Raw genomic sequence first — 22,515 nt, 5'->3', positions numbered from 1 at the left:
TGCGACCATGCCAACCACCTCCCCGCAGCCCACGCCTGGCCAGAATCTGACTGCCGCCAGCGCAGAGGGGCTATGCGCGTTCATCGACGCGTCGCCATCGCCGTTCCACGCATGCGAGACGGTCGCCGCGCAACTGCGGGATAACGGCTTCACCGAGCTGACGGAGACGCAGGAGTGGCCGGCGGCGGCGGGACGATATTTCCTGATCCGCGGCGGCTCTCTGATCGCCTGGGCCACCGAGGAGGGGTGGCCCGCTCGCCCGTTCCGGATCATCGGCGCGCACACCGACAGCCCCAACCTGCGGGTCAAGCAACACCCGGACCTCAACTCCGCGGACTGGCAGATGGTAGGCCTCGAGCCCTACGGCGGCGCGTGGCTGAACTCCTGGCTGGACCGCGACCTCGGCATCTCCGGGCGGCTCGCGGTGCGCGCGGGGGAGCGGATCGAGCACCGCCTCGTCCGCATCGACAAGCCGATCCTGCGGGTCCCGCAGCTGGCCATCCACCTGGCGGAAGTGCGCAAGGGCGTCGAGCTGAACCCACAGCGCCACCTCAACGCCATCTGGGGCCTCGGGCGCGCGCCGAAACAGTTCCTCGGCTACCTCGCCGACGAGGTGGGGGTGGAGCCGGACGCCGTGCTGGGCTGGGAGCTGATGACCCACGACCTCGTGCCAAGCGCCGTCGTCGGGCTCGGTGAAGACCTGGTCAGCGCGCCGCGGCTGGACAATCTGGCAACCTGCTACGCGGGCCTGCAGGCGCTGCTCTCCGCGCTGGACCGGCAGACGGAGGCCGACCCGGTGCTGGTGCTATTCGACCACGAGGAGGTCGGCAGCATGTCCGCCCGCGGCGCGTTCTCGGAGCTGTTGAACACGACGCTGGAACGCGTCGTGCTGGGACGTGGTGGCGGCCGCGACGAGTATCTGCGCGCGCTCGCCGGCTCGATGTGCGCGTCGGGCGACATGGCGCACGCGACACACCCGAACTACCCGGACCGCCACGAGCCCGCGCACACCATCAGGGTGGGCGGCGGGCCAGTGCTCAAGGTCAACCAGAATCTGCGCTATGCCAGCGACGCGACGGGCGCCGCCGAGTTCGCGCTCGCCTGCGATCGGGCCGGGGTGCCGCTGCAGCGCTATGTGCACCGCGCGGACCTGCCCTGTGGCTCGACCATCGGCCCCATCACGGCATCGCGCACGGGCATCACCACCGTGGACGTCGGCGCGCCGCAGCTGGCGATGCACTCCGCGCGCGAGCTCATGGGCTCCGCCGATGTGTCGATGTACGCCGACGCGCTGGCGGCGTTCCTCACGCCCTAGCCGCCCCGGCGCTCCCGTCACGCGAGTTCACCCCCGTCACGCGAGTTCACCCCCGTCACGCGAGTTCACCGCGGCTTCGCGGAGAGGCTGTGGATGCAACCGCGGCCTCTCTAGACAACCGCGGCGACTTCGAAGAGTTAGCGGCGACCTCGACGGGCCCGCGGCCGGCAGCGTCGCTACAGAGCCTCGAAGAAGTCCGCGCTGGGGGCGAAGAATGCGCAGCCGGTCACGGCGGTGGAGAAGTCCAGCAGCCGGTCGTGGTTGCCGACTGGGTCGCCGAGGAACATGTTCGCCAGCATCTTCTCGGTGATCGCGGGGGTGGCGCAGTAGCCGATGAAGAACGTGCCCATCTCGCCGCCGAGGCGCCCATAGGGCATGTTCGCGCGCAGGATCTCGAGGTCGGCGCCATCCTCGTCCTTGAGTGCGTTGAGCGCCACATGCGAGTTGGCGGGCTTGACGTCTGCGGCCATCTCGACGTCGTCGGCCTTGCTGCGCCCGATCACCCGCTCCTGCTCGGGGACGGGAACAGCCGCCCAGGCCGGCATATTGTGGACATAGCGCTGGGTGTGGACATAGCTGCCGCCCGCGAACGTCGGGTCCGCCGAGCCGATCGTGACCGCGGCGACGGCGCCCGGGCCCGTCGGGTTCTCGGTGCCGTCGACGAAGCCGATGAGGTCGCGGTCCTCGAGGTACCGGAAGCCGTGCACCTCCTCGGCCACGGTGACCGCGCCGGCGAGCTCCGTGAGGATCTGGTGCGCCAACTCGAAGCACGCGTCCAGGCTCATCGCCCGCAGGTGGAAGAGCAGGTCGCCCGGGGTCGACGGGGCGGTGTGGACGCCGCCGCGCAGCGCGGGGAACTCGCGGAGCAACGAGGGCCGGGGACCGTCGAAGAGCCGGTCCCACGCCGCCGAGCCGATAGCGGTGACCAGATCCAGGCTGGCGCTGGGCAGCCGGAAGGACACGGCGCGCTCCATGCCGTGCACGTTCTTGAGCAGCGCGCGGACGCGGTCCTCGCCGCCGTCGTCGATGGTCGCGACGAGGAAAATCGCGGCCGGGGTGAGCGGCACGGCGACGCGCTGGGAACGGCTCGGGGACAGCTCGGCGGACATCGGAACTCCAGTTCAAGACGGGCGGATTGCAGTGCCCCGGAACCCTATCCGCAGGGTCTGCGGGCGACAGTGGTGGCGGCCACCCGTGCCAGCACAAAGGCGCAGGACGGGCACCGCTAGACTTTGGCCAGGCCCTTGCCGCCGAAGTGCCCGCCAGATAGCCCCACAGATTCTCATCCAGGGAAGGGACCCGACTCCCAGTGTCTTCAGGAATTCCTGCCACGCAGGTCGATACCGTTGCCAACGCCGCTGCGACCTCCGACCTCGAGCAGCCGCACCGCGCGCTGGGCCTCAAGGATGACGAGTACGCCGAGATCAGGAAGATCCTCGGCCGCCGCCCCACCGAGGCGGAGCTGGCGATGTACTCGATCATGTGGAGCGAGCATTGCTCCTATAAGTCCTCCAAGGTGCACCTGAAGTACTTCGGTGAGACCACCACCGACGAGATGCGCTCCTCCATGCTCGCGGGCATCGGCGAGAACGCGGGCGTCGTGGACGTCGGCGACGGCTGGGCGGTCACGTTCAAGGTTGAGAGCCACAACAGCCCGTCGTACATCGAGCCGCACCAGGGCGCCGCGACCGGCGTCGGCGGCATCGTCCGCGACATCATGGCCATGGGCGCGCGCCCGATCGCCGTGATGGACCAGCTGCGCTTCGGCGCGGCGGACGCCCCGGACACGCGCCGCGTCGTCGAGGGCGCCGTGGCCGGCATTGGCTCCTACGGCAACTGCCTGGGCCTGCCGAACATCGGCGGCGAGACCATCTTCGACGCCTCCTATGGTGGCAACCCGCTGGTCAACGCGCTGTGCGCCGGCGTCATGCGCGTCGAGGACCTGCACCTGGCATTCGCTTCGGGCCTGGGCAACCGCATCATCTTGTTCGGCGCGCGCACCGGCCTCGACGGCATCGGCGGCGTCTCCGTGCTGGCCTCCGCATCCTTCGAGGAGGAGCAGGGCCGCAAGAACCTCCCCGCTGTGCAGGTCGGCGACCCGTTCGCCGAGAAGGTCCTCATCGAGTGCTGCCTCGACGTGTACGCGGCCGACCTCGTCGTCGGTATCCAGGACCTCGGCGGCGCCGGCCTGGCCTGCGCCACGTCCGAGCTCGCCTCGGCGGGCGACGGCGGCATGCACATCTACCTCGAGCGGGTGCCGCTGCGCGCCACGGGCATGACCCCCGCCGAGATCCTCTCCAGCGAGTCCCAAGAGCGCATGTGCGCCGTGGTGACCCCGGAGAACGTCGACGCGTTCATGGCGGTCTGCAAGAAGTGGGACGTGCTGGCCACCGACATCGGCGAGGTCACCGACGGTGACAACCTCGTCATCACCTGGCACGGCGAGATCGTGGTCGACGCCCCGCCGCGCACCCTCGCCGAGGACGGGCCCGTCTACAACCGCCCGTACGCGCGCCCCGCGAGCCAGGACGCGCTGGTCGCGAACACCACCGCCAGCCTGGCCCGCCCGCAGACCCCCGAGGAACTGCGCGCGACGGTGCTGACGATGATCGCGTCGCCGCAGCTGTGCAGCCGCAAGTGGATCACCTCGCAGTATGACCGCTACGTGCGCGGCAACACCGTCCTCGCCGAGCACGCTGACGCCGGCATGATCCGCATCGACGAGGCGACGGGCCGCGGCATCGCCCTGGCCACCGACGCGTCGGGCCGCTACACGATGCTCGACCCGTACGCCGGCGCGCAGCTCGCACTGGCCGAGGCCTACCGCAACGTCTCCACCACCGGCGCGACGCCGAAGGCCGTCTCCAACTGCCTGAACTTCGGCTCGCCCGAGGATCCCGGCGTGATGTGGCAGTTCGCAGAGGCTGTGCGCGGCCTCGCGGACGGCTGCGCGCAGCTGGGCATCCCGGTCACCGGCGGCAACGTCAGCCTCTACAACCAGACCGGCTCGACTCCGATCCTGCCGACCCCCGTGGTCGCCGTGCTCGGCGTTATCGACGACGTGCACCGCCGCATCCCGACGGGCCTGGGCCTTGAGCCCGGCGAGACGCTGATGCTGCTTGGCGACACGCACGACGAGCTGGACGGCTCTATCTGGTCGCAGGTTGTCCACGACCACCTCGGCGGAGTCCCGCCGAAGGTCGACCTCGAGCGCGAGCGCCTGCTTTCCGAGATTCTCATCGCCAGCAGCCGCGATGGTCTGATCAGCGCGGCGCACGACCTGTCCGAGGGCGGCCTGATGCAGGCCGTCGTCGAGGCCGCGTTGGCCGGCGAGACCGGCTGCCGCATCCTGCTGCCCGAGGGCGCCGACGCGTTCACGCACCTATTCTCCGAGTCCGCCGGCCGCGCGCTTGTCGCCGTGCCGCGCACCGAGGAGAGCCGCTTCGTGGCTATGTGCGAGGCCCGGCAGATGCCGTGCACCCGCATCGGCGTCGTCGATCAGGGGTCGGACTCCGTCGAGGTCCAGGACCAGTTCGCCATCACTCTCGCCGAGCTTCGGGAGACGTTCGAGGCGACGCTGCCGGCGCTGTTCGGCTGACTGTCGTAGATGTCGGAGAACCCCGCAGCCGATACCCCGCCAGCGCTCCCGGACGCCGAGGTTCTCGGCGCCCGGCCGCGCTGGCGGCGTGCTGGCCGATGGCTGCTGGGTCTACTTCGATTCGACACCACCGGGCTGGTGTTCGCGGCGTTCTTCTTCTGTTGGTCGCTGACCCCGTCGCTGCTGCCGCGCGACTGGATGTTCCAGGGGCTGATCGGCGGGCTGAATGCCGCGATCGGCTACGGATTCGGCGTGGTCGTCGGCTGGGCGGTCAACCGCTGGATCCTGGCGCGGCAGAGCTGGTGGCCGCTGCCCCAGGGCTGGCTGGTTGCGATTCGGCTGGTGCTCGCCGTGCTCGGCGTCATCACCGTCTTGTCCATGCTCATCGCATCCGCGGGCTGGCAGCGCGAGCTCGCCGTCATCATGGAGTCCGAGGGCACCACGACGACCGGCTATATCCGCACCGGGCTGGTAACCCTGCTGGTGGCCGCAGTGGTGCTCACCATCGCCCGCGTGCTGCGCGACCTCGTGCGCTGGGTCGCCCAGGGCATCAACCGGTTCACGAAGGTGCCGCAGCCGGTCGCGACCACGTTCGGAGCGGCCATCGTCGCGGTGCTGTTCGTGATGCTCGTCAACGGCGTCCTGGTGCAGGTGGCGTTCAACATCACCAACCGGATCTTCAGCAACTTCAACGACACGACGGCCGAGGGCATCGAGCAGCCCACGGCCAGCGAGCGCTCCGGCAGCCCCGCCTCGCTCGCGGAATGGGACACGCTCGGCTACGAGGGGCGCAACTTCGTGGCCCGCGGCTGGGATGCGGAGGACCTGGCGACGCGGACCGGCGCGCCGGCGAAGGAGCCGGTGCGCGCCTATGTCGGCCTGGAGTCCGCGCCCACCGCGGAGGAGCGCATGGACCTGCTCATGGCCGAGCTCAAGCGGACCGGCGCGTTTGAGCGGGCGGCGCTGATCCTCGTCCCCAGCACGGGCACCGGCTGGGTGAACCCGACGGCCGCCCAAGCCGTCGAGCTGCTCTACGGCGGGGACACCGCCATCGTTGCCGCGCAGTACTCCTATCAACCGAGCGCCATCTCGTTCCTGGCAGACCGGCCCGCCGCCGCGGCCGCGGGTAAGATGCTGGTGGAGCGGGTGCAGGGGGAGTGGGCCCGGCTGCCTGAGGCCACTCGGCCGAAGCTGTTCGTCTACGGCGAGAGCCTCGGCACCCAGTCCGGCGAGGGGGCCTTCGACTCCCTTGCGGAAATCCGCGACGAGGTGGACGGGGTGCTGTGGGTGGGCCCGCCGAACTCCAACCGGCTGTGGGGCGAGCTGGTGAAGCGCCGCGATCCTGGCAGCCCCATGGTGCGGCCGCAGTACTCGGACGGCCTCGTCGTGCGGTTCGCCAACAATGGCGAGAACATCGACCCGAATGTGGGGGAGTGGCTCGAGCCCCGAGTGCTCTACCTCCAGCACGCTTCGGACCCCGTGGTGTGGTGGTCGACCAAGCTGCTGTTCCAGCGCCCGGACTGGCTGCGGGAAGCGCCCGGGCAAGATCGCCTGCCGAGCATGCGCTGGTTCCCGATCGTGACGTTCTGGCAGGTTAGCGCCGACCTCGGCAACGCGGCCGGCGTCACCGACGGTCACGGCCACAACTACGGCACCCAGGTGCTCGACGGCTGGGCCGCGGTGGCGGCGCCGGACGGCTGGACCAGTGCGGACACCGAGCGCACGCGGGTGCTGCTCCGCACGGCCATGGAGACCCAGGGCCCCGAGAAATGATGGGCCCCGAGAAATGAGTCGGAAGGCGCCGGACCCCGCCGCAGTGCGCGCCGCGATGCTCGCGATCGCGCCGTGGCTGCGCGACGAGGTCGGAGCTGAGGCCCCCGCCCGCGCGGAGCTGGCGGAGGCGGTGCGGCTGACCGCGCGGTCCCTAGCCGCGATCGCGCCGGGCGGCAGCGTCGAGGTGCGGGTGCCGCCGTTCGTCGCGGTCCAATGCGTCGAGGGCCTGCGGCACACCCGCGGCACGCCGCCGAACGTGGTGGAGGTGGATCCTCGGTCCTGGTTGCTCCTGGCGGCCGGCCTGGCGGAGTTCGACGCGCTCGCGGCGCGCGGGCAGGTGGACGCGTCGGGCTCGCGGGCGTCCGAGATCGCGCATTGGCTGCCGATTGTGCCGCTCTGACTGGCATTCACGTCCCAGTATGTGAGGAGTCCGACGCCATGGCGGGTATTGCGTGGTCTGCGGTACCCGTAGACTGTTGAGGCATCTCACACCCGGCGCTTAGGGAGCAATCAGTGGTGATTGACGTCGATTCGACGACCACCCAGCAGGACAACGTCATCGGGGCTTCGCAGCCGGTGGATCTCGACGACCAGGGCGAGCAGGGCCCCAAGGAAGAGTGCGGGGTCTTCGGCGTTTGGGCGCCCGGCGAGACCGTCGCCAAGCTCTCCTATTACGGCCTGTACGCCCTGCAGCACCGCGGCCAAGAGGCCGCGGGCATTGCGGTCGCCGACGGCTCGCAGGTCTTGGTGTTCAAGGACCTGGGACTGGTCTCGCAGGTCTTCGACGAGCAGACCCTCGCCTCCATGGACGGGCATGTCGCCATCGGCCACACCCGATACACCACGACGGGCGCGACCAGCTGGGAGAACGCGCAGCCCATCTTCCGCACCACCGCGGCCGGCACCGGTCTCGCACTGGGCCACAACGGCAACCTGGTGAACACCGCCCAGCTCGCGGCGGACGCGCGCCGCGACGGGATCATCGGCCGTCGGCAGGCCGGCTCCGGGGACTCCGACTCGGACCTCGTCGGCTCCCTGTTGGCGCACGCCGCCGCGGACAGAACCATCGAGCAGGCCGCGATGGAGCTGCTGCCGAAGCTGCGCGGCGCCTTCTGTCTGACGTTCATGGACGAGAACGCCCTCTACGCCGCGCGTGATCGGCACGGCGTCCGCCCGCTGTGCCTGGGCCGCCTCGAGCGGGGCTGGGTCGTCGCGAGCGAGACCTCCGCGCTAGATATCGTCGGCGCGTCCTTCGTCCGCGAGATCGAGCCCGGCGAGCTGCTCGCCATCGACGCCGACGGCGTGCGCTCCTCGCGTTTCGCCGAGGCCGACCGCAAGGGCTGCGTCTTCGAGCTCGTCTACCTCGCTCGTCCGGACAGCGTCATCTCCGGCCGCTCCGTGCATGCCACGCGCGTCGAGATCGGCCGCCGCCTCGCCGTGGAACATCCCGCGGACTTCGGTGATCTGGTGATCCCGGTCCCAGAGTCCGGCACCCCCGCCGCGATCGGCTATGCGCAGGGCTCCGGCATCAGCTACGGCCAGGGACTGGTCAAGAACGCGTATGTCGGGCGGACCTTCATCCAGCCCAGTCAGACCATCCGGCAGCTTGGCATCCGGCTCAAGCTCAACCCGCTGCGCGAGGTCATCAAGGGCAAGAAACTCGTGGTGGTGGATGACTCGATCGTGCGCGGCAACACCCAGCGCGCGCTCGTGCGGATGCTGCGCGAGGCCGGCGCCCTCGAGGTGCACGTGCGGATCGCGTCGCCGCCGGTGCGCTGGCCATGCTTCTACGGCATCGACTTCGCCTCGCCTGCCGAGCTCATCGCGAATGGCGCGGACGTCGCGGAGCTGGCCTCTGAGAACAGCACTGGCAAGCCGTCGATCGACGACATGGTGGACGGCATCCGCCGGTCTATCGGCGCGGATTCTCTCGGCTACATCTCCACCGCCGGCATGATCGCGGCGACCGAGCAGCCGGCCGACAAGCTGTGCGCTGCCTGCTTCACCGGCCATTACCCCCTGGATCTGCCCCCGGGCGCGAACCTGGGCAAGCACGTGGTGGACTCGATGCTCGAGCGCACAGCGACATCCGAGTCCGATAAGGCGAACGCCTAGACCGTCCCGCCACCCCGCATCGGCGCTGGTAGACCAAGCGTACGACCGGTGCGGGGCTTGCCCTGGGCGCTAGACTGGATCTCAAAACCAGTCGATGGGGTGGTTGAGATGGCACCAACTGACAAGGTCGCGGCCAGTCGGCCAGAGGCCCTGCAGGTCGCGAATTTCAGTCCGACGGATCTGCCGGATCTGACCGGCAAGACCGTCGTGGTCACCGGCGCCAACGGCTTCATTGGCTCCCGCGCGGCGATCTCTCTGGCCACGGCCGGCGCGGATATCGTGCTGATGTGCCGCAACCTCCAGCGCGGCGAGATGGTGCTGGAGCGGGTCAAGGAGGTCGGCCCGGCCGGGACACCCGTGCTTATCCCCCTGAATCTGGCGCACCCCGCCGGCATCCGCGAGAGCGCCGCGCAGTTGGCGGATCTGCGGGAGAAGGTCGACGTGCTGATCAACAACGCCGGCGTCATGGGCATCATGCACACCGAGACTGCCGACGGGCATGAGCTGCACTTCGCCGTCAACCACCTGGGACACTTCGCCCTCACCGGACTGCTCCTGCCGCTGCTGCACCGGGCCGCGGCCGCGCGGGTGATCACGCACGGCAGCATCGACCACCACGACGCCCAGCTCGATCTTGCGGACGTGAGCTATAAGAAGCGGAAGTACTCGGGGATGGGCGCCTACTCCCAGTCGAAGTTAGCGAACATGCTCTTCGCGGCGGAGTTGGCCCGCAGGTTCGAGCAGGCCGGCTGGGCCGCGCTCTCGGTCGCCGCGCACCCCGGTTCGGTGGGTACGGACCGCTACAAGACCGTCATGCCCGGGCCCTTCAATATCCGCCAGTACTTCCGGTACGTGATGATGAGCTTCGCGAACGACGTGGAGGAGTCGGACTACTCGCTGCTATACGCGGCGGGCATGCCGGACGTGCGCAACGGCGACTATCTGGGCCCGCGGCAGCTCGGCGGTATCCGTGGTCCAGTGGCCTACGCGGACCGCAGCAAGGAGTCCGCCGACCCCGCCCTCGCCGCGGAGCTCTGGGACAAGTCGGTGGAGCTCACGGGCGTCGACTATGCGGCACTGGCCAAGAGCTAGCCGGAATTGGCGCTCCGGTACCGTAGGTGTGCAAGTCTGCCAATTTCTTACCTATCACGATGCCGGAGCCGTTCCTGATGACCGACAACTCCCTGTCCGAGGAGTCCACCTCCGCTAGCGCCCACGCCGGGGCATCGTACGCAGATGCCGGCGTGGATATCGCCGCCGGCGACCGTGCTGTCGAGTTGTTCAAGACGCATGTGAAGAAGGCGACCCGGCCCGAGGTGATCGGTGGGATCGGTGGCTTCGCCGGGCTGTTCGCCCTCAAGGGCGGCTACCGCGAGCCGGTGCTGGCCTCGTCCTCCGACGGCGTGGGCACCAAGATCGCCGTCGCGCAGGCGATGGACAAGCACGACACCATCGGGATCGACCTCGTCGCGATGGTGGTGGACGACCTCGTGGTGTGCGGCGCGGAGCCGCTGTTCATGCAGGACTACATCGCCATCGGCAAGGTCGTCCCGGAGCGCGTCGCGGAGATCGTTGGCGGCATCGCGGACGGCTGCGTGCTCGCCGGCTGTGCGCTGCTCGGCGGCGAGACCGCGGAGCACCCCGGCCTGATGGCCGACGACGCCTATGACATCTCGGGCACCGGCGTCGGCATCGTCGAGGCGGACTCGCTGCTGGGTCCCGACCGCGTGCGCCCCGGCGACGTCATCATCGCGATGCGCTCGTCGGGCCTGCACTCCAACGGCTACTCGCTGGCCCGGAAGGTGCTCCTGGACATCGCCCGGATGCCACTGGAAGGGCACGTGGAGGAGTTCGGCCGCACCCTCGGCGAGGAGATGCTCGAGCCCACCGCGATCTACTCCAAGGACTGTCTCGCGCTTGTTGCCGAGACCGAGGTCCGGACCTTCTCGCACGTGACAGGTGGCGGCCTGGCCAGCAACCTGGGCCGTGTGCTGCCCCACGGCCTCGTGGCGGAGCTCGATCGCGGTTCCTGGACTCCGGCGCCGGTCTTCTCGGTTATCCAGCAGCGCGGCCGGGTGGAGCGCGCCGAGATGGAGGCCACGTTCAACATGGGTGTCGGCATGGTCGCCGTGGTCGCCCCCGGCGACGTCGACCGGGCCCTGGCAGTCCTCACAGCCCGGCACATCGACAGCTGGGTCCTTGGCACCGTCGGCAAGAGCGACGGCGAGGCCGCAGAGCGCGCCTGGCTCGTGGGCAACCACCCCCGCTTCTAAGCCACCGATGATAAAGCTGGGCCCCACCGTGCACGGTGGGGCCCAGCTTTATTCGCACGACGCGAGGACTCTCAGGAACACGAAAGACGCCGAACGCCTAGGTACGGCAGTTCGACGTCTTCCGAGTGATTATCAGGTGTGGGCAGCGCGCCTGGAGAACGGCGGCGCAGTCAGCCCGGCAGGAGGAGCTCAGCCACTCCACTTGTCGTAGTCGTCAGAATCCGACGTCGATGGTCCGCCCTGGCTCGACCGGTCCTCGTCGAAGAGGCCCTTAGCCGGGGACGATCCTGCGAGTTCTTGCTGCAGGTTGTCGAAATCGGTTGTCGGAGAAGAATACTTCAGTTTCCGTGCAACCTTGGTCTGCTTTGCCTTCGCGCGGCCGCGGCCCATGACTGCCCCCTTCATTCAATGACGGGGCGGCCTGGGGATCGTGGCGGCCCCGTTCAATTATGGGTCTGTTCCTGACACACACTCTAGCCTGCCCGCGTCGGAAGTGCCGCCACCGGATACCCGCGGTGTCGGCAAGGGCCTGGCCAGGCTGGCATCCGGCCAGCGTGTGGGCTGGCCGCTAGCGTCCGCGAAGCCGATCCACGGCGGCCCGGCCGGCCTGGAACTCGTCGTGCTTCGGCATCGAGTCGGGGTCGATGGACGCGGCGCAGGGGCCGGCGGTCAGCTCGGTGTCCGCCGTCAGCGCGCGGCGCACCAGGGCGAGCGCGACGGGGCCCAGCATGTGGTGCTCCACCACGGTGCCGACGCGGCCGACAGTGCGCCCGGCGGCGGTGACATCATCGCCGGTCTCGGGGCGCCCGTCCGCGGTCCCGTCGAGGTGGATCAGCACCAGATGCCGCGGCGGCTTGCCGAGGTTGTGCACGCGGGCCACAGTCTCCTGGCCGCGGTAGCAGCCCTTGTCCAGGTGCACCGCGCCCCCATCAGCGGGGCCGCCGATCCAGGAGACCTCGTGCGGAATGGTGCGCTCGTCCGTATCCACAGACAGGCGGGGCCGCAGCGACTCCACCCGGAGGGCCTCGTAGGCCCAGATGCCGGCGGGCTTCGCGATGCTGGCGAGGGTGCGCCACCACGAGACGAGCTGCGCGCGGGGGACAAGCAGGTCCAGGGAACCGCCGCCGGGCCATGGCATGCGCCGGACGAAGCCGCCGTCGGGCAGGGGCGCGGTGGCGTAGTCCTCGGTGGGCACGGTGATGAGCGCGGCGAGGGCGGGGGAGTCGAGGTCGGGGCCCAGCAGGCTCAACAGCGCCAGCTCGTCGGTGCCGACGGGCTCGACCTTGGACCAGAACACCATCTTCGTCAGGTAGCCCAGCAGCGAGGCGCCGTGGGAGGCCTCGGTGTCAAGCCAGGACGCGCCGTCGCGGTCGGAGAGGACGAAATGCTCCTCGATCCGGCCGTTCACATCCAGCAGGAGGCTCTCCGCGCTGGCCCCGTCGGGCAGCTGCGCCAAGTCCTGGCTGGTGAGCGAGTGCAGCCAGGTGAGGCGGTCATCCCCAGCGATCCTGATGACAGCGCGATGGGAGCGGTCGACCACGGCGAGGGCGCTGGCCGCCGCCCGCTGCTCGATGAAGGGATCGCCGTAATGCCAGGCCACGCCCTCGTCAATGGCGCCGGGGGGCAGCGGAATCGCCCCCGGCTCGGAGAGGAGCGGGCTGTGATACTCGCTGGGGGGCGCTGCGCTGGCGGATGGGGCGGACGGGATTTTGCTATCAGATGTTGCGGCCACGGCATCCATCCTAGTGTCGTGGCTGGTTCCCGGGGGAGCGGTGGACCTCGGGCACTACGCTGGCGGCATGGCTGACGTGGGAGTGCAGAAGGATTCCGGGGGCGAACCCAAGACGGTGCTGATGACGCTGGACGGTGCCCGCCAGGACCCCGACGCGCCGCTGCTGCACGCGGATGATCAGGCCGCGCTGCGGGGCGACGGGGTCTTCGAGACGATTCTCGTGCGCGGCGGTCTGGCCCGGAAACTGCCCGCCCACCTGGAGCGGTTGGCGCGCTCGGCGGCCATCCTGGAGCTGCCTGCGCCGGACCTGGACGTGTGGGCCAAGGCCGCGACAGCCGCCGCGCGGGCGTGGGGCGGGGCCCAGGAGGGAGTGCTGCGGCTTGTGCTCAGCCGGGGCCGGGAGAGCGTGCTCGGCAGCACGGCGTATTTGTCTGTGTCGGCGCTGCCAGAGCGGACGCGGCGAGTGCGCGAGTCCGGGGTTGCGGCGGTGACGTTGGAGCGCGGTTACTCCACCGAGTTGGCGGCGTCGTCGCCGTGGCTGCCGCTGGGGGCGAAGACGCTGTCCTACGCCGTGAACATGGCGGCGGTGCGGCACGCGGAGAGATTGGGGGCCGACGATGTGATCTTCGTTAGCGCCGAGGGCAATGTGTTGGAGGGGCCGCGTTCGACGGTGGTGATCGCGCGGGGGCGGCAACTGCTCACGCCGCCGCCCGAGCAGGGGATTCTCGCGGGCACCACCCAGCGCGCGCTGTTCCAGGAGGCGGAGCGCCGGGGGTTGGGCTGCGCCTATGGTCCGCTGCGTCCAGCCGACCTGATCGCGGCGGACGGTGTGTGGATGCTGTCCTCGATTGCGCTGGCGATCACGGTGCACACCGTCAACGGCCTCGCGCTGGCGACGCCGACGCTCGACGAGCAGATCAAGTCGATGGTGGCCACCGCTATTTGACCAGGCTGCCCGCTAGCGCAGTCGTGCGAGATAGCCGCGGGAGCGGTTGAGCTCCTGCAGCCGCTGCTCCCACGTGATGCCGACCGCGGTGAGAAGCAAGCCGATCACGCCGGTGACAATCCACGGATTGACCTGGGCGGCCCACGGCGCGGCCTCGCGGAGCACCAGGACGGCGCCCACGGCGGCGCCGTAGACCAGCGGCGCGCCCCACGAGAACTGGGCGCCCGCCAGCACCAGGGCGACGCAGGCCAGGCCCAGCAGGAGGGCGCGCAGCGAGACCGGGTCCGCGAAGGACCACAGCAGGCTTGGGACCAGGGCGAGCAGCAGGCCAGCGGCCAGGGCCCGGTGCGTCCGCTCGTGCGGGCGGCTGCGTAGCGCCCACAGGCCGACCGCGAGCAGGACCAGCGCGGCGGGCAGCGTGTACGCCTCGGGTGCGGTCACACCGATCTCGCCCAGCCGGATCCACGTCGCGAGGAGCAGGATGGTCCCGGCCAGCCAGCGGCGGGGACGGTTCGCGGTCACCAGCGAGTGGACCCCGACGAGCGCGCCGCAGACCGTGAGGTTGATCGCCAGCCAGGTCAACGCGGACTGGCCGCTGTGGGCGGACGCGAACGCGGTCTGGGCGGCGGCCACCGTGATGGCCAGGAACACGGCGCAGGTGGATGCGATCTCGCCCGCCGGGCGCGGCCGCCCGATTGCCAGGGCGGCGAGCACCACGAGGATGATCAGCGCGCGGGCGCCCGGGACGAGCCCGGCGATATCGGCGAGCAGCCAGAGCGCGCCGGCCAGCGCCAGCGGCAGGATGGCGTCGCCGGCCGTGCGGAGTCCGGTATTGCGCGTACGCAGCGCCACCGTGGCGGCCAACGCGGCGATGACGGACAAGGTGATGGCGGTGAACCAGACACCGGGTGAGGACAGCCACAGGGCCAGCGCCAGGATCGCGGCGGCGAGCCAGAGCCAGCGCTCGTGGTCGCCGAGCAGGGACCAGGCGGCCACGCCGATGCCGACACACAGGGTCAGGCCCACGACGAGGGCGACGGGGACCGGATCGTGGGCGATGGTCGCGATGGCGAACAGCGCCAGCCCCGCGGTGATGGGCACGGCGCCGCGGGAGAGCCGTGGCAGCCGGTCCAGGACCAGCCGGGCGGCGGCGCTGGCGGCGATCAGCAAGGAGAGGACCAGCGGGACCAGCAGCAGCGCTGACACCGGCGGGTTGGCGGCGGGGAAGTGGGCCCCGAAGGAGGCCGTCCAGGGGGTGAACGACTCGACTCGGCTCACTGCCGTCGCGGCCAGGACCAGCGCCGTGATGGCGGGGACCGCGGCGGAGAGGGCGAGCGGCACGGCGGCGGCCACCCGCCACGGGGCCGGCGTGAGGTGGGTCGCCGCGGCGGCGAGGAGCAGCGGCACCATGGCGGCGGCGACGGCCGCGGTGGCGCTGTCGAGGGCGGAGATCGGCAGCCAGAGCGCGATCCAGGCCAGGGTGGCGGCCACGGTGGCGGCGCCGACCCGCGTGGCCAGCGGCGCCCGCGTGATCGCGACCACTGCGGCGGCTAGGAGGGCAGCGGCCAGCAGTGGCCACACGTTGCCATGCGCCCACAAACCGTCGAGGCCCCGGTGCAGAGCGGCGCGGACCAGGCCGCCGAGCGCAAGCGCCAGCCAACACGTGGCCGCGAGGACGAGGAACAGGACGCGGCGCAACGGGTTGAGCGGGCGGCGGCAGATCGCGGCCGTGCCTGCCGCCACGAGGGTTGCGACGACGAGCACCACCTCGAAGTGGCCTGGGGCGGCGAGCACGGCGCCGAGGACGACCAAGACCGCGCCGAGGCCCAGCGCGAGCTCGCCGCTGTACAAGAGCGTGCCGGGCACGCGGCGGGCGGCCTCCGCGGTGGCGGCGCCGAGGACGAGCAGCAATGCGCCCTGGGCCGCAGTGAAGAGGCCGCCGCCCATCTCTGGCAGCCAGCCGGCGTTCGCCGCGCCCGCGAGGCTGAGGGCGGCGAACGCGAGGCCGACCACCGTGAAGGACTCGGTGGCCGCGGGCAGCGGCTTGCGGGCGAAGGACTGGGCGCCGCCGAACGCGGCAGCGGTCAGCGCCAGCAATATTGCGGTGCGCCCGGCCATCCCCAACGCGGACCACGTCACCGCCAGGAAGATCAGCGCCGCCACCACCAGGCATAACGCGCCGAGGCCCAGCAGGATCCGCGGCACGGTGGCGGAGGACAAGCCGGTGGCCGGACGCGCGGCGGGGGTGGGCGCGGGCTGCGAATGAACGGGGTAGGACGGGAAGGACGGACCGACGAACGGCGCCTGCGGGGAGCCGGGAGCGGTGGGGGCTGGGGCGGCGCTGGGGGAGATGGCTGCTTGGCGGAGTTGCACGAGGATTGCGTCCGCCTGGCGCAGCGTCGCGAACAGCTCCCCGGGCAGTTCGCCACTCAGCGGCAGCCCACACACCTGGCAGCGCGCGGCGCGAGGCTGGAGGGGCCCGCCGCAGTCTGGGCACCGTGTGGGATCGGCGAATCGGGTCATGGTTGGCGCAGCCTCCGGCGATTTTGTCTCATGCTTCCCCTGGTCGACGAGAGGCCGACTAGGAGGACCCTAGCGGTGTTGCGCGGGCGGCGCAGAGGAGTAGCGAGATGGATGAGACCTCCGCCTCAAAGTGCGGCGACACCCCTACTACGGGTGGTAGTAATTGCATTGTGCGGCACGGCCCGTCAACGAGGTCGTGCCCGCCCCGGCAGAGCCAGCAATGGCTATCGACGGCTTGGAGCGTGCTTTGGACACCTTGGATCTGTCCCGATGGCAATTTGGGATCACGACGGTCTACCACTTCATCCTGGTGCCGCTGACCATCGGCTTGGCCCCGATGATCGCGATTATGCAGACGATGTGGGTGATCACGAAGAAGGACCACTGGTATCGGCTCACGAAGTTCTTTGGGAAGTTGTTCCTGATCAACTTCGCGCTCGGCGTCGCGACGGGCATCGTGCAGGAGTTCCAGTTCGGGATGAATTGGAGCGAGTACTCGCGCTTCGTCGGCGACGTGTTCGGCGCGCCGCTCGCGCTGGAGGGCCTCGTCGCGTTCTTCCTAGAGTCCACGTTCATCGGGCTGTGGATTTTCGGCTGGGGCCGCTTGCCCAAGCTGGTGCACCTGGCCACGATCTGGCTGGTCGCGATCGGCGTGAACCTGTCGGCGTTCTTCATCATCGCCGCCAACTCGTTCATGCAGCACCCCGTCGGCGCCGTCTACAACCCCGAGACCGGACGGGCGGAGCTGACCAGCATCTGGGCGCTGCTCACCAACAACACCGCGCTGGCCGCGTTCCCGCACGCCGTCGCGGGCGCGTTCCTCACGGCGGGCACCTTCGTCGCCGGCATCTGCGGCTGGTGGATGGTGCGCAACATGCGCGCGGCCCACAAGGCACGCCGGGTGGGTGCGGATGTGCTGGCGGAGCTGCCCGGCCAGGACCCGGCGCCCGCCGACAAGCTCGAGCGTGACGCCCGCACCATGCACCGGCCTGCGGCCCGCCTCGGCCTCCTGGTGATGGTCCTCGCGGGGGCGGGCCTGATAGTCACCGGCGACACCCAGGCCAAGCTTATGTTCGAGCAGCAGCCCATGAAGATGGCCTCCGCAGAGTCGCTGTGCCACACGGAGATGGACCCGGAGTTCTCGGTCCTGACGATCGGCACGCACAACAACTGCGGCAGCGTCAGCCACATCCTCAAGATCCCGTTCGTCCTGCCGTTCCTGGCGGAGGGCAAGTTCAGCGGCGTCGAGCTGCAGGGGGTCGAGGACCTGCAGGCGCAGTACGAGGAGCAGTTCGGCCCCGGCAACTACCGGCCCAACCTGTTCGTCACCTACTGGTCCTTCCGCGCGATGATCGGCCTGGCCGCGGGCTCCGCGATCCTGGCCGTCGCGGGGCTGTGGGTCACCCGTCGGGGCCGGGTCCCGGACCAGAAATGGTTCGCCTGGCTCTCGCTCGCCGCGATCCCGACGCCGTTCCTCGCGAACAGCGCCGGCTGGATCTTCACCGAGATGGGCCGCCAGCCGTGGGTGGTGCACCCGAACCCGACGGGCGTGGACATGATCCGGCTGACCGTCGACCAGGGCGTCTCGAACCACTCGCCGTGGACCGTCGTCACCTCGCTGGTGACGTTCACCGTGGTCTATGCGGCGCTCGGGGTCGTGTGGTTCTGGCTGATCCGCCGCCATGCCATTGAGGGCCCGTCCAAGCACGACGAGATCCCGCCCGGCGCTGAGAAGCCGAGTCCGGACGCCGATCCGGACGAGCCCACCCAGCTGACATTCGCGTACTAGGAGACTGCCATGGGATTGCCAGAGTTGTGGTTTGTGCTGATCGCGGTGCTCTTCACCGGGTACTTCGTGCTGGAGGGCTTCGATTTCGGTGTCGGCATGCTGATGTCGGTGCTGGGGCGCGGCAAGTCCACAGAGGCAGACACGCGCCGCCGCGTCATCCTCAACACCATCGGGCCCGTGTGGGATGGCAACGAGGTGTGGCTGATCACCGCGGGCGCCGCGATGTTCGCCGCGTTCCCCGAGTGGTACGCGACGCTGTTCTCCGGGTTCTACCTGCCGCTGCTGCTGATCCTGGTGGCGCTGATCCTGCGGGTGTGCGCCATCGAGTACCGCAGCAAGATCGACGACGAGAAATGGCGCCGCCGCTGCGACCAGGGCATCGCCATCGGATCCTGGGTGCCCGCCGTCCTGTGGGGCGTCGCGTTCGCCAACATCGTGCGGGGAGTCGACATCAACGCGGACAAGGAGGTCACCACAGGCTTTTTCGGCCTGCTCAGCCCGTACGCGCTGCTGGGCGGGGTGACGTTCGCGCTGGTCTTCGCGCTGCACGGCGCGGTATTCCTCGCCCTGAAGACCGGCCACGAGGTGCGGGCCGACGCGGTGCGGCTCGCCGCACGCCTCGCGATCCCGGCGGTCCCGGTGGCGGGCGCGTTCGCGCTGTGGACCCAGCTGGCCCACGGCAAGGCGTGGACGTGGATCCCCGTGCTGCTCGCGGCGGCCGCTCTGATCGGCGTCGTCGCGCTCACCAGGGCGGCACTGGAGGGGTGGGCGTTCACGCTGACCACCGTCGCGATCCTCGCGGTGGGGGTGCTGCTGTTCGGCTCGCTGTTCCCGAACGTCATGCCGTCCACCCTGGACCCGGCGTGGAGCCTGACCATCGAGAACGCGTCCTCGAGCCCGTACACGCTCAAGGTGATGACCTGGGCCATGGCTCTCATGGGGCCGGTGGTGATCGGGTACCAGGGCTGGACGTACTGGGTGTTCCGCCAGCGCATCTCCTCGCACCACATCCCGGAGTCGATCGGCCTGCCGCTGCGGCAGCAGCCGTGAGCCCAGAAGCCGTGAGCTCAGAGTCTGGCAGCCGCGGGCCCGTCGACCCGCGACTGTGGCGGCACTCGCGGGCCGCCCGCGGCTACCTCATGCTGACGGTCGGCGTGGGGGTGGTGACGGCCGCGGCGGTGATCGTCTCGGCGCTGATGATCGGCACGATCCTCGCCGGCGTGATCACCGACCCGGCCGCCCGCACGGTCGCGGCGTGGACCACGCAGCTACTGGTGCTGGCGGGGGCGGTCGCCGTGCGGGTTGGCTCCACCTGGGCGCAGACGCGCTACTCGCACCGCGCCGCGCTGGACGTCGTCGCGGAGCTCAAGGGGCAGGTCCTCGAAGCCGCGGCAGCCGCCGATCCGAGGGCGCTCGCCCCCCGGCGCGAGCGTCTCGCGACCGTCCTCACCCGAGGACTCGACGGACTCCGGCCCTACCTGACCGGCTACCTGCCGGCCCTCGGCCTGGCGCTGACGGTGACCCCGGCGACCCTGCTCGTCATCGCACTGCAAGACCTCACGTCCGCAGTCATCATCTTCGTGACCCTGCCGCTGGTGCCGATCTTCATGATCCTCATCGGACTCCTCACCCGCGGCACCGCTCGCGCTCGCCTGGAGACGATGACGCGGCTGTCCGCCCAGCTCCTGGACCTGCTGGCTGGGCTGCCCACCCTGCGGGCCCTCGGCCGGGAGCGAGGTCCGGCGGCGCGGGTGCGCGAGCTCGGCGAGGCGCACCGCCGCTCGACGATGGCAGCCCTGCGCTATGCCTTCCTCTCTGCGATGGTCCTGGAGTTGCTCGCGACACTGTGTGTGGCGCTGGTCGCGGTGAGTATCGGCCTGCGCCTCGTCTACGGCGGCATGGGCCTGGCGGCAGGTGTCATCGCACTGATCCTCGCGGCCGAGGTCTACCTCCCGCTGCGGGCGATTGGCGCCCAGTTCCACGCGGCCGAGGACGGGGTGGCCGCTGCCGACGAGGCCTTTCTGGCACTCGAGGAGTTGCCCGCGAAAGCCTTTGGCACACACCATGTTTCCCCCGGTCCCGTCGCAATCCGGCTCGAGGGGCTGGGTGTCCACGCGCGCTCCGGGCTGGCGCCGCACGGCCTGGACGCGTCCTGTCAGCCCGGCCTGGTGACCGTGCTGACCGGTGCGAACGGCGCGGGCAAGTCCACCGCCCTGGCCGCGGTACTGGGCCTGACCGCGCCCGACGAGGGCCGCGTGCTCATCGGCGGCCGCGACATCGCCGAGCTCAACCCGCAATCCTGGTGGGCCAATCTCGCCTGGCTGCCACAGCGCCCCGCGCTGATCCCGGGGACACTCGCCGAAAACCTGGGGGCAGACGTCGCGGACCCGCGCGTCGCCGCCGCCTGCGCGCGGACGGGGTTCGACATCGTCCTGGCCGAGACGAAGGACGGCTGGGACACCCTCGTCGGCGCCGGCGGCGAGGGGATTTCTCTGGGGCAGCGCCAGCGGCTCGCATTGACCCGCACCCTGCTCTCCGACGCACCCGTGTTGCTGCTCGACGAGCCCACCGCCCACCTCGACGCGGCGGCCGAGGCCGTCGTGCTCGGCGCGCTCACCGCGCGGGCTCGGGCCGGGGCGACGGTCGTCATCGTCGGGCACCGTCCCGCGGTGCTCGCCATCGCGGACGAAGTGGTTGAGGTCCGGGCACAGGAGGTGGCCCATGCGGTCTAAGACACTGCGCACTGACCCGCTGGTCCGCGCCATCGCGCTCCTGGAGCTGTCGCCGCGCCGAGTGCTGGCCGCCGTGGCGGCGGGCATCGCGACGCTCGGCAGCGCCCTCGCCCTCGCGGCGCTGTCCGCCTGGCTGATCACCCGCGCCTGGCAGATGCCGCCCGTGCTGGACTTGACCGTCGCGGTGGTCGCGGTGCGCGCGCTCGGCATCTCGCGCGGCGTCTTCCGCTACCTTGAGCGACTCGCCACCCACGACACCGCGCTGCGCGGCACCACCGCCATCCGCGAGCGGATCTACCGGACTCTTGCGCACGGGCGGCCGGATGCCGTGGCGGGGCTCCATCGTGGCGATCTGCTCGCGCGAACTGGTGCGGACGTCGACACGCTCGGCGACGTCGTCGTGCGGGCACTGATCCCCATCGCCGTCGCCATCGCGATGAGCCTCGCGGCCGTCGGCATCGTGGCGCCCATCTCGATTGCCGGGGCGCTCATCCTCGCGGCGGCGCTGCTCCTCGCCGGGGTCGGCGCTCCGCTGCTCGCGGCCCGCGCCGCCGCGGCGGCCGAGCACGCGGGCTCCGCCGCCGCCACCGAGTACAGCGCATCGGCGCTGCTGGCCCTGGACCATGGCGCGGAGCTGCGGGTCGCGGGATGGCTGGACGGCGCACTCGCCCGCGCCGACCGCGACCAGCGCGCGTATGTCGCGGCGGTCGACCGCGCCGCCCGGCCCGCCGCCTGGGCCAGTGCCGCGACCCCGCTCGCCATCGGCGCCGCGGTGCTGGGCGCGCTGCTGGTGGGCATCTCGCTCTACGCGGGCGGGACCATGTCGCCCATGTCGCTCGCCATCCTGGTCCTGGTGCCCCTCGCCGCATTCGAGGCCACCGGCGTGTTGCCCGACGCCGCCGTGCAGCTGACCCGCTCGCGGCTGGCAGCCAGCCGGATCATGGCGCTGCTCGACGCGGCCGGGCCCGAGGACTTGCGCCCCGGCCGCCCCGTCGAATCCGCCCATCTGACCGCCGAAGATCTGGTGTGGGGCTGGCCGGGCGGGCCGGAACTGGCTACGCCCCTAGGGCTTTCCGCGGAGTCCGGCGCACGCATCGCGGTGACCGGGCCCAGCGGCGCCGGGAAGTCCACGCTGCTGATGACCCTCGCCGGCCTCCTCGAGCCACTGGGCGGCCGGGTGCTCCTGGCCGGCCGGGCAGTCGACGAGTATGACGAGTCGGGATTGCGCCGGGCCGTCGGCTTCTTCGCCGAGGACGCCCATATCTTCGAGACGACGGTGCGGGAGAACCTGCGGGTCGCACGAGGCGACGCCACCGACGCGGAGATGCTGGCGGCGCTCGATGCCGTCGGCGCTGGGGACTGGCTGGCAGAGCTGCCCGAGGGCCTCGACACCACTCTCGACGGCGGCGCCGCGGCGGTCTCCGGCGGGCAGCGGCGCCGGTTGCTGCTGGCGCGCGCGATCCTGTCGCCCGCACGGGTCCTGCTGCTCGACGAACCGACCGAGCACTTGGACGCGTCGGCGGGGGAGGCACTGCTCCGGGCGCTGCTGGACCGCGGCTCGGGGCTGCTGGCGGCCGAGCGCACCGTTATCCTCGTGACGCACCAGCTGCCAGCTGGCACTGCGGCGGACCAGGTCATCGAGGTCGCGGCGCTCACGACCTAAAGCGGGCCACCGGGGGCAGTCCTCGTCGAGAATGCGGCACTGCAGATCCAGTCCGG

General features: G+C 70.7%; 16 protein-coding genes. 12 read left to right on the top strand and 4 right to left on the bottom strand.

The window, feature by feature from the left end:
* The first annotated feature begins 7 nt into the window (after positions 1-7).
* Positions 8-1,315 (top strand): M18 family aminopeptidase, encoded by a 1,308-nt coding sequence (locus TBIF_RS07640; protein WP_024794237.1) that lies wholly within the window; start codon positions 8-10, stop codon positions 1,313-1,315.
* Positions 1,316-1,491: 176 nt separating this feature from the next.
* Here TBIF_RS07640 and TBIF_RS07635 read toward each other — a convergent pair whose 3' ends face one another.
* Entirely contained in the window at positions 1,492-2,412 is a 921-nt protein-coding gene (locus TBIF_RS07635; RefSeq protein ID WP_024794236.1) for a Dyp-type peroxidase, read from the bottom strand.
* Positions 2,413-2,636: 224 nt separating this feature from the next.
* Here TBIF_RS07635 and purL point away from each other — a divergent pair, with 224 nt between their 5' ends.
* The 6 genes from purL (at position 2,637) to purM (ending at position 11,074) form a co-directional block, all read left to right on the top strand.
* Positions 2,637-4,913 carry a phosphoribosylformylglycinamidine synthase subunit PurL gene (purL, locus tag TBIF_RS07630; RefSeq protein ID WP_024794235.1) on the top strand — a complete coding sequence of 759 codons (2,277 nt, stop codon included), beginning with the start codon at positions 2,637-2,639 and terminating at the stop codon, positions 4,911-4,913.
* 9 nt (positions 4,914-4,922) lie between these two features.
* Positions 4,923-6,686 (top strand): alpha/beta hydrolase, encoded by a 1,764-nt coding sequence (locus tag TBIF_RS07625; RefSeq protein ID WP_024794234.1) that lies wholly within the window; start codon positions 4,923-4,925, stop codon positions 6,684-6,686.
* A gap of 13 nt (positions 6,687-6,699) precedes the next feature.
* Complete coding sequence (locus TBIF_RS07620) at positions 6,700-7,086, top strand: sterol carrier family protein (protein ID WP_024794233.1); 387 nt, start codon at positions 6,700-6,702, stop codon at positions 7,084-7,086.
* Positions 7,087-7,244: 158 nt separating this feature from the next.
* Positions 7,245-8,801, top strand: a complete 1,557-nt coding sequence (gene purF / locus TBIF_RS23205) for an amidophosphoribosyltransferase (protein WP_051461419.1) — start codon at positions 7,245-7,247, stop codon at positions 8,799-8,801.
* A 108-nt stretch (positions 8,802-8,909) separates the two neighbouring features.
* A complete protein-coding gene (locus TBIF_RS23200) occupies positions 8,910-9,893 on the top strand; it encodes an SDR family NAD(P)-dependent oxidoreductase (RefSeq protein WP_051461413.1) in 984 nt (327 codons plus the stop codon).
* 77 nt (positions 9,894-9,970) lie between these two features.
* Entirely contained in the window at positions 9,971-11,074 is a 1,104-nt protein-coding gene (gene purM, locus TBIF_RS07605) for a phosphoribosylformylglycinamidine cyclo-ligase (RefSeq protein ID WP_051461418.1), read from the top strand.
* Between the two features lie 189 nt (positions 11,075-11,263).
* Here the strand turns inward: purM and TBIF_RS07600 are convergent, their stop codons facing one another.
* Both TBIF_RS07600 and ygfZ read right to left on the bottom strand, forming a co-directional pair.
* Positions 11,264-11,464, bottom strand: a complete 201-nt coding sequence (locus TBIF_RS07600; protein ID WP_024794231.1) for a DUF3073 domain-containing protein — start codon at positions 11,462-11,464, stop codon at positions 11,264-11,266.
* 178 nt (positions 11,465-11,642) lie between these two features.
* On the bottom strand, positions 11,643-12,782 hold the full coding sequence (gene ygfZ / locus TBIF_RS07595; RefSeq protein ID WP_051461417.1) for a CAF17-like 4Fe-4S cluster assembly/insertion protein YgfZ: 1,140 nt from the start codon (positions 12,780-12,782) through the stop codon (positions 11,643-11,645).
* A gap of 91 nt (positions 12,783-12,873) precedes the next feature.
* On the opposite strand from ygfZ, the gene TBIF_RS23195 reads away from it, so the two are divergent.
* On the top strand, positions 12,874-13,752 hold the full coding sequence (locus TBIF_RS23195; protein ID WP_051461416.1) for an aminodeoxychorismate lyase: 879 nt from the start codon (positions 12,874-12,876) through the stop codon (positions 13,750-13,752).
* A 12-nt stretch (positions 13,753-13,764) separates the two neighbouring features.
* Here TBIF_RS23195 and TBIF_RS07585 read toward each other — a convergent pair whose 3' ends face one another.
* The gene (locus tag TBIF_RS07585; protein ID WP_024794229.1) at positions 13,765-16,275 is read right to left on the bottom strand and encodes an SCO7613 C-terminal domain-containing membrane protein; all 2,511 of its coding nucleotides are present in this window, start codon (positions 16,273-16,275) and stop codon (positions 13,765-13,767) included.
* 247 nt (positions 16,276-16,522) lie between these two features.
* Between TBIF_RS07585 and TBIF_RS07580 the strand changes: the two genes are divergently transcribed.
* The 4 genes from TBIF_RS07580 to cydC are packed head-to-tail and all read left to right on the top strand — an operon-like array spanning position 16,523 to position 22,459.
* A complete protein-coding gene (locus TBIF_RS07580) occupies positions 16,523-18,064 on the top strand; it encodes a cytochrome ubiquinol oxidase subunit I (protein WP_024794228.1) in 1,542 nt (513 codons plus the stop codon).
* Between the two features lie 9 nt (positions 18,065-18,073).
* Entirely contained in the window at positions 18,074-19,114 is a 1,041-nt protein-coding gene (cydB, locus tag TBIF_RS07575; protein ID WP_024794227.1) for a cytochrome d ubiquinol oxidase subunit II, read from the top strand.
* 11 nt (positions 19,115-19,125) lie between these two features.
* On the top strand, positions 19,126-20,796 hold the full coding sequence (gene cydD / locus TBIF_RS07570) for a thiol reductant ABC exporter subunit CydD (RefSeq protein ID WP_024794226.1): 1,671 nt from the start codon (positions 19,126-19,128) through the stop codon (positions 20,794-20,796).
* Positions 20,786-22,459 carry a thiol reductant ABC exporter subunit CydC gene (gene cydC / locus TBIF_RS07565; protein ID WP_024794225.1) on the top strand — a complete coding sequence of 558 codons (1,674 nt, stop codon included), beginning with the start codon at positions 20,786-20,788 and terminating at the stop codon, positions 22,457-22,459. Before cydD ends, cydC begins: the two co-directional genes overlap by 11 nt.
* Positions 22,460-22,515 lie beyond the last annotated feature (56 nt).

It is taken from the genome of Tomitella biformata AHU 1821 (genome assembly GCF_000524475.1).
Lineage (GTDB): Bacteria > Actinomycetota > Actinomycetes > Mycobacteriales > Mycobacteriaceae > Tomitella > Tomitella biformata.
The sequence above is the reverse complement of the archived record's forward strand: the minus strand, read 5'-3'. Positions and strand labels throughout refer to the sequence as shown.

Excerpts from the sequence above, each read along its gene's own strand:
- TBIF_RS07640 (WP_024794237.1), top strand. The coding sequence starts at position 8 with ATGCCAACCACCTCCCCGCAGCCCACGCCTGGCCAGAATCTGACTGCC.
- TBIF_RS07625 (WP_024794234.1), top strand. The coding sequence starts at position 4,923 with ATGTCGGAGAACCCCGCAGCCGATACCCCGCCAGCGCTCCCGGACGCC.
- TBIF_RS07620 (WP_024794233.1), top strand. The coding sequence starts at position 6,700 with ATGAGTCGGAAGGCGCCGGACCCCGCCGCAGTGCGCGCCGCGATGCTC.
- TBIF_RS23200 (WP_051461413.1), top strand. The coding sequence starts at position 8,910 with ATGGCACCAACTGACAAGGTCGCGGCCAGTCGGCCAGAGGCCCTGCAG.
- purM (WP_051461418.1), top strand. The coding sequence starts at position 9,971 with ATGACCGACAACTCCCTGTCCGAGGAGTCCACCTCCGCTAGCGCCCAC.
- TBIF_RS07600 (WP_024794231.1), bottom strand. The coding sequence starts at position 11,464 with ATGGGCCGCGGCCGCGCGAAGGCAAAGCAGACCAAGGTTGCACGGAAA.
- TBIF_RS23195 (WP_051461416.1), top strand. The coding sequence starts at position 12,874 with ATGGCTGACGTGGGAGTGCAGAAGGATTCCGGGGGCGAACCCAAGACG.
- TBIF_RS07585 (WP_024794229.1), bottom strand. The coding sequence starts at position 16,275 with ATGACCCGATTCGCCGATCCCACACGGTGCCCAGACTGCGGCGGGCCC.
- cydB (WP_024794227.1), top strand. The coding sequence starts at position 18,074 with ATGGGATTGCCAGAGTTGTGGTTTGTGCTGATCGCGGTGCTCTTCACC.
- cydC (WP_024794225.1), top strand. The coding sequence starts at position 20,786 with ATGCGGTCTAAGACACTGCGCACTGACCCGCTGGTCCGCGCCATCGCG.